We start from the raw sequence: 6,596 nt of genomic DNA on the forward strand, positions 1-6,596 counted from the left end.
AGAAACTTAAAACTCCTCATCGCCAACCAAGCCGACGCAGGCAGGGGACAAAAACATAGTGGCTAATCCCTAGACAGCTTCCCAAAGCAAGGCTAAGGAGACAAAAAAACAGCAGACATGCCCAAAAGCTCATGCCGTTTGAGTATGCAAAAGGCGGAAAGGCGACTGAGAAGACTTGCCACAGGTCGTTGATGAATGGAGGGTTGAGCCACACCAAACTAGTAATAAATGGAGTCAAGCTGACGGCTGTAATAAGGGCATAGAGCAGGTGATGGCTAGGTAAACCCAGCCCTAGAGTTAGCAATGTAGGAGCGATCGCCACAAATACTGCTAACCCCGTCCCCGTTCCTTGGGTGCTAGCAAACTGCAAACCCACCCAACCGAGTAAATAGCTCAAAATTCCAGTGAATCCTGAGACAATTCCTCGTCGCCGCTGTCTAAAGCCGCCAGCTGCGGTCAAGCCGAGGGCAGTTCCCAGTCCAGCTAAGCCAAACATGAGAAACCCCGGCTCAACCTCTAGTGCGAGATCAGGAATCCAGCGAACCAATTGTTTAGATAGCAGTTCAGCTAAATTAGTTCCAACAGGCGAACCATAAGCCAGAAAAAAACCAACTGCCGTGCCAATGCCAGCCCCGGCTGTCGCTAAAGTGGTGCTCCAGCACGTGTCAAGGACTGCCCTGAATGTCCAAACGGTGGCTTGAAGGATGGCAGTGGCGATCGCCACAATTCCCCGCTTTCCCGCTTTAATTCTCTTCTGCAAAGCTGCAACAACTGGATTTTTTGGGGTCGTCAACCCCATTGCTGCCCTTCCGTGAGCCGCAACAAACGGCGCAATTTTGTGTAACTGCAGTCGAACTTCCTCAGTTGACTCAGGACGACGCTGCGGATTTGCCCACACCAACCGATCGAGCAAATCCGCGAAGTCAGGGTTTACCTGTACCAGATTGCGCCAGCGCAGTTCTCCCGTAATTGGGTCTTCCAGTTGCACCGGATAGCGTCCCGTCAGTAGGTGAATCAGGGTTCTACCCAGCGCATAGAAATCAGCTGACGGTTGAATGTCGCCTCCTTCAACTTGCTCTGGGGGACTGTAGCCCGGAGAAACCAGACGGGTAGAGCTAATTGAGCGATGGACTGGCTGCGTGTGCATTTGTTTTGCCCCACCAAAGTCGATCGCCACCAGTTGCCCTGTTTCTAACCGCACCATGAGGTTTGCGGGTTTTAAATCACGATGCACAATTTGATGCGCGTGCAGTTCTTGCAGTATGTCGAGTGCTTGATAGAACCAGTTCACGACCCAGGTTTCGGGGCAGCCGTGTGGATGCTCCTCCAAAATGTTTTGCAAGGTTTGCCCGTTAATTTTTTCCATCACCAGGCAAGGAATCGTTGTGCTGATGGTACGCGGGGAGGCATTTTGAGAAAAGCCTGAAGAATTTGCCTCGCCTTGGCTTGTAGCGATCGCCCGTCGCTCTACCGCCACTTCAAAATAGTTTCCTGGCTCCACCTTGGGTATGCCCGGATGGTTTAACCTCGCCAACACTGCCGCTTCCTGCTCAAACAATTCCCGTGCTTTGGGTGCCTGCTCAACTAAAACTTTGAGAACTTTCTCTGTGCGTGACTGCGAGTCGTAAACCGCATAAGTAACCGCGAACCCACCTGACCCCAAAATTTGCAGCGGCAAATAGCGCCCTCGCAATTGCAACATCGACCCGCAGCGCTGGCAGAACCGATTGCCCCAAACCTGACAAGGCTGGGAGCAATCTGGATTGATGCAATAAATCGACACCGGAGCAGGCTGGGACACGGGCGATCGCTAGGGAAAAGACACAAATATCAGCATCTAACTTCAAACTGTAGCGCTCAACCCCTGTCAACTGACAAACTTCCCGCAATGCATCGAGCTATTCATGAGCAGCATTGTAGGGTGGGTGAAGCATCGCAGAATCTAATAAAATCCATGCCAGAGTTGAGTTTCACATTGTTCCACCCAACTCCCATTAGAAGTTTTGGCAACTGAAGCCGCAGCTAGAAAAACGAAACCTGGTAACGACGGTATCCTTTTCTTCTCGTCTAATTTCTATTAAGAAATCTTTACCTTGCTAAAAGGTCCTACACCAAGATATGCGCATAAAACATTGCGATTGGTAAACAAAAGCCTGGATATTCTTTATCAAGTTAATAATTTTTGATTATCTGTTAGAAACATAAATGGTCGTTATAGATAAGCAAAGAAGTTCGGAAGTTTACCTTATGAAATTCCTGATATATTTTTTAAGAACCCAATCGGTCGCGGTAGTCGGAAGAAGAGGAGTTGATTATCAGTTTTGATCTAAGCCCTGCATTACGGCCGACTTAAGACGACCGACCAAGATTGTTATTTGCATGTTATTTGCAAGGTTACTGTTTGCATTGCTGTCTGCTAGTGCTTCTTGACGTAGTTTGTGTCGCTTAACTGAGATGATGTTAAGCAGCAACGGGTTCTTAGTTGTCTAGAGCTAATTGATTCACAGGAAGGGAAACGATGTCTTATTCTCAAACACGAACTCAGACGAAATCTGGGTATAAGGCTGGGGTTCAAGATTACAAACTGACTTATTACACCCCAGACTACACACCTAAAGATACAGATATTTTGGCGGCTTTCCGGGTTACGCCTCAGCCTGGTGTTCCTCCCGAAGAAGCTGGCGCGGCGGTTGCTGCTGAGTCTTCTACAGGTACCTGGACAACTGTATGGACTGACCTGTTGACCGACCTCGATCGCTATAAAGGTCGTTGCTATGACATCGAGCCAGTTCGGGGCGAAGACAACCAGTTCATCGCTTACATCGCCTATCCACTAGATTTGTTTGAGGAAGGCTCTGTTACCAACATGTTGACCTCGATTGTAGGTAACGTGTTCGGTTTCAAAGCGCTGAAGGCACTGCGTTTGGAAGACCTGCGGATTCCCATTGCTTACCTCAAGACCTTCCAAGGACCTCCTCACGGTATTCAGGTTGAGCGCGACAAGATCAACAAATATGGTCGTCCCCTATTGGGCTGCACGATTAAGCCTAAGTTGGGTCTGTCTGCTAAGAACTACGGTCGGGCAGTTTATGAGTGCCTGCGTGGTGGTCTAGACTTCACCAAAGATGACGAGAACATTAACTCTCAGCCATTCCAGCGTTGGCGCGATCGCTTCCTCTTCGTTGCAGAAGCCATCCACAAAGCTCAGGCTGAAACCGGTGAAATCAAAGGTCACTACCTCAACGTCACCGCCGCAACCTGCGAAGACATGCTAGAGCGGGCAGAGTTCGCCAAAGAGCTGAAAATGCCCATCATCATGCATGACTTCTTGACCGCAGGCTTCACCGCCAACACCACCCTGGCTAAGTGGTGCCGTGCGAATGGCATTTTGCTCCACATCCACCGGGCAATGCACGCCGTAATTGACCGTCAAAAGAACCACGGAATTCACTTCCGAGTGCTTGCTAAGACCCTGCGGATGTCTGGTGGTGACCACATTCACACCGGAACCGTCGTCGGTAAACTAGAAGGCGAGCGCGGCATCACCATGGGCTTCGTTGACCTGCTGCGTGAAAACTATGTTGAGAAAGATCCTTCTCGTGGTATCTACTTCACTCAAGACTGGGCTTCTATGCCTGGTGTAATGGCAGTAGCTTCCGGTGGTATTCACGTGTGGCACATGCCTGCACTGGTTGAAATCTTTGGTGATGACTCCGTACTTCAGTTCGGTGGTGGTACTCTCGGACACCCTTGGGGCAACGCACCAGGTGCAACTGCAAACCGGGTTGCTCTAGAAGCTTGCATCCAGGCACGGAACGAAGGCCGCTCCCTGGCTCGCGAAGGCAACGATGTTATTCGTGAAGCCTGCAAATGGTCGCCTGAACTGGCTGCGGCTTGTGAACTGTGGAAGGAAATCAAGTTTGAATTCGAGGCAGTTGATACCGTCTGATCAGTTTTGAATGATGAGTTTTGAGTTTTGAGTAGGGCTGTTGCAACTCAAAACTCAAAGCTTAAAACTCAAAGCTCCCTTACAGGCTGGTGTCAAGATGGATCTCAAACAAGTTGCGAAGGACACAGCCAAGACAATCACAAGCTACCTGACTTATCAGGCTGTGCGGACGGTTGTGGCTCAGCTTCGAGAGACGAATCCTCCACTTAGCGTTTGGCTGCATGGATTTTCTTCAACTGGAAAAATTCAGGATGGAGAAGCCTACCTTCAAGAACTGTTGGATGCAAACCAGCAGCTTGCCTTTCGCGTGATGACGGTAAGGGCACACCTGGCAGAAGAAATCGCAGATTTTTTGCCAGAGATGATTCGTACCGGCATTCAACAGGCAAATATGGAGCATCGTCGCCAATATCTGGAGCGAGTCACGCAACTGAGTCCATCGGAACCGCTATCGATCGCCGAACCGCCCATTGATTCAGAATTAGAACCTGATGATGCGGATGAGGCTGTTTAATGGCTGGCGATTGGTAAATATTTAGCACTCAATCCAAAACCTACCGAAACAACCATGCAAACTCTACGCAAAGAACGTCGTTACGAAACTCTTTCTTACTTGCCTCCTCTGAGCGATCAGCAAATCGCTAAGCAAGTTCAGTACATTCTCGATCAGGGCTACTTCCCAGCGATCGAATTCAACGAAACTTCTGAACCAACTGACTACTACTGGACCATGTGGAAGCTACCCCTGTTCAACGCAGGTAGCGTTCAAGAAGTTCTACAAGAAGTAAACGAGTGCCGCAACGCTTACCGTGACTCTTATGTCCGCGTTGTTGGATTCGACAACATCAAGCAGTGCCAGGTTCTCAGCTTCATCATCCACAAGCCAGGTGGCGGCAATAACTACCGCTACTAAGAGATTATGAGTGATAGCGTTAGTCACTTAACTTAGTCTAAAAAGGGAGGAGGACTTTAGTCTTTCTCCCTTTTTTTAGGAGTTGCTCCATTCCTTATACTTAGCCAGCTTCTCAGTTCACTGGTCAACCACCTCGCTTCAGTTAGAGTTTGCGTCTTCAAGCTAAACCTGTACCGTTTCCGTTGAACCCAGATCAGCAAACAGGGTTTCTGGTAGGAGTAGACTTCTGTGGTATTAGGTGTGGAATGCTTTGTAACGAGCATGATTTGAGTAATTGCTCGGCGATCGCCCAATCGCTTTGTTCTTTCAAAGAAAAAGGTTTTGTAGATCAAATAGATCGAAGAGTGATCAATGACTAGCCGAACTTTTGTAAACAAATCATTACAAGCAGCAAACGCAAACGCAACTGAGAGGGCGATCGCTAGACATCCAACTAAGAAATCCAAGTAGATACTTTGGTCGGATGATGTGTAGGGGTCAAGCCAGAGATAGGGCAGCCAAATTCCCCACAAAGGCACTTTCAGGGACAGCAAGGCAAGACTCACAACTCCTATTCCTTGGGGGGGAAATAGAATTTCAAATATGTTGAGAGTTTTGTGTACAACAATACTAGAGCGGGGAAGCTCGGTGACAGATTGGGGTGTATGAGAAGATTCAACAGTTTTTAGTTTAGGTCTGCTTTGAGCCGTTGTGAGGGACTCCAATGCCTCTACTGCGGAAGGTAACCGTAGGTTGAGGCTCGGTTCTGTTATCCACGCTAGCCAGTCTGTAAAGTTAGAGCTGAGGCGAGTTGCTTGACGAAACTGAATTTGTAACCCATCTTCTGATAGCTCAGTGGGACGGCGACCCGTCACCAAAAAAATTAGCGTTGCGCCCAAGCTGTAGAGATCTGAAGCTGGAACTGCCCGTCCACCAAACTGCTCTGGTGGCATATAACCATAAGTTCCGACGACCGTAATGGTGCCGCCTTCTTTTGCTGCAAGAGTTTGTACGGAACCAAAATCAACTAAGTAAACCTGACCTGCTTGATTACCAGGACAATTAGAAAGCAATACATTGCTGGGTTTGATATCCCGATGAATAATGGGTGGCGATTGCTGATGCAGATAAATCAAGATTTCTAGAAGCGACGCTGCCAGTTGCTTCACTTCGGTTTCATCAAACGTCCGTCCTGCTTTCAAATGTTCTTCTAACGATTTCCCTTCTACATAACTTTGCACCAGGGCAAACCCTTTGTAGGTTGGTGTATCGACATCAAGATAATCAAGGTAGCGAGGAATTGCCGGATGAGAAAGGGCTTTCAGGGTTTGGGCCTCTCGTTCAAACAGCTTTAAATCCTGCCAGTCAAAATCTTTGCCGAGTGCTAACAGTTTAATCACAACTTGCTGCTGGGTTTTTAAGTCTTGAGCAAGCAGTGTTTGTCGTCCATTTCGCTTGCCAAGCTGTTGCAAAATTTTGTAGCGATCGCCCCACAGCTTCTCTAGGGCAAACAGCTTCTCAGATTTATCTGTAGCATTGTCAACCATTGGTTTATCTTCTCCGGCTGGTGTCTTCATACCACTAGACTTCCTGCACGAATATAAAGTGAGTGTGACAGTTGAGGATCGCAGCGAAGCAAGATAGCTTCTGAATAGAAGCTAATGTCAGAAGCAGATATGCGATATAACGAGTTGGAGCATCTATCGAAGCGCCACTTTAAGCGCTTGTGTGGGGTCAACCGTGAAACGTTTAGCG

At 48.4% G+C, this 6,596-nt stretch carries 5 protein-coding genes; 3 read left to right on the forward strand and 2 right to left on the reverse strand.

Going from position 1 to position 6,596, the window contains the following annotated elements; translation table 11 throughout:
* Positions 1-16 precede the first annotated feature (16 nt).
* Positions 17-1,801: a protein kinase gene (locus H6F88_RS19255; protein WP_199333695.1), complete on the reverse strand. Its 1,785-nt coding sequence runs from the start codon at positions 1,799-1,801 to the stop codon at positions 17-19.
* Positions 1,802-2,518: 717 nt separating this feature from the next.
* On the opposite strand from H6F88_RS19255, the gene H6F88_RS19260 reads away from it, so the two are divergent.
* The 3 genes from H6F88_RS19260 (at position 2,519) to H6F88_RS19270 (ending at position 4,862) form a co-directional block, all read left to right on the forward strand.
* Positions 2,519-3,949, forward strand: coding sequence for a form I ribulose bisphosphate carboxylase large subunit (locus H6F88_RS19260; protein ID WP_190644352.1), 1,431 nt, complete (start codon positions 2,519-2,521; stop codon positions 3,947-3,949).
* Between the two features lie 97 nt (positions 3,950-4,046).
* Complete coding sequence (locus tag H6F88_RS19265; protein WP_190644353.1) at positions 4,047-4,463, forward strand: chaperonin family protein RbcX; 417 nt, start codon at positions 4,047-4,049, stop codon at positions 4,461-4,463.
* A gap of 54 nt (positions 4,464-4,517) precedes the next feature.
* On the forward strand, positions 4,518-4,862 hold the full coding sequence (locus tag H6F88_RS19270) for a ribulose bisphosphate carboxylase small subunit (protein WP_190644354.1): 345 nt from the start codon (positions 4,518-4,520) through the stop codon (positions 4,860-4,862).
* A 56-nt stretch (positions 4,863-4,918) separates the two neighbouring features.
* On the opposite strand, the gene H6F88_RS19275 is transcribed toward H6F88_RS19270, so the two are convergent.
* Positions 4,919-6,418: a serine/threonine-protein kinase gene (locus H6F88_RS19275; protein ID WP_199333696.1), complete on the reverse strand. Its 1,500-nt coding sequence runs from the start codon at positions 6,416-6,418 to the stop codon at positions 4,919-4,921.
* Positions 6,419-6,596 lie beyond the last annotated feature (178 nt).

The organism is Oculatella sp. FACHB-28, assembly GCF_014696015.1.
Taxonomy (GTDB): Bacteria; Cyanobacteriota; Cyanobacteriia; order Elainellales; family Elainellaceae; genus JAAUTN01.

Coding starts and splice junctions, on each gene's coding strand:
- H6F88_RS19270 (WP_190644354.1), top strand. CDS start 4,518: ATGCAAACTCTACGCAAAGAACGTCGTTACGAAACTCTTTCTTACTTG.
- H6F88_RS19275 (WP_199333696.1), bottom strand. CDS start 6,418: ATGAAGACACCAGCCGGAGAAGATAAACCAATGGTTGACAATGCTACA.
- H6F88_RS19265 (WP_190644353.1), top strand. CDS start 4,047: ATGGATCTCAAACAAGTTGCGAAGGACACAGCCAAGACAATCACAAGC.
- H6F88_RS19260 (WP_190644352.1), top strand. CDS start 2,519: ATGTCTTATTCTCAAACACGAACTCAGACGAAATCTGGGTATAAGGCT.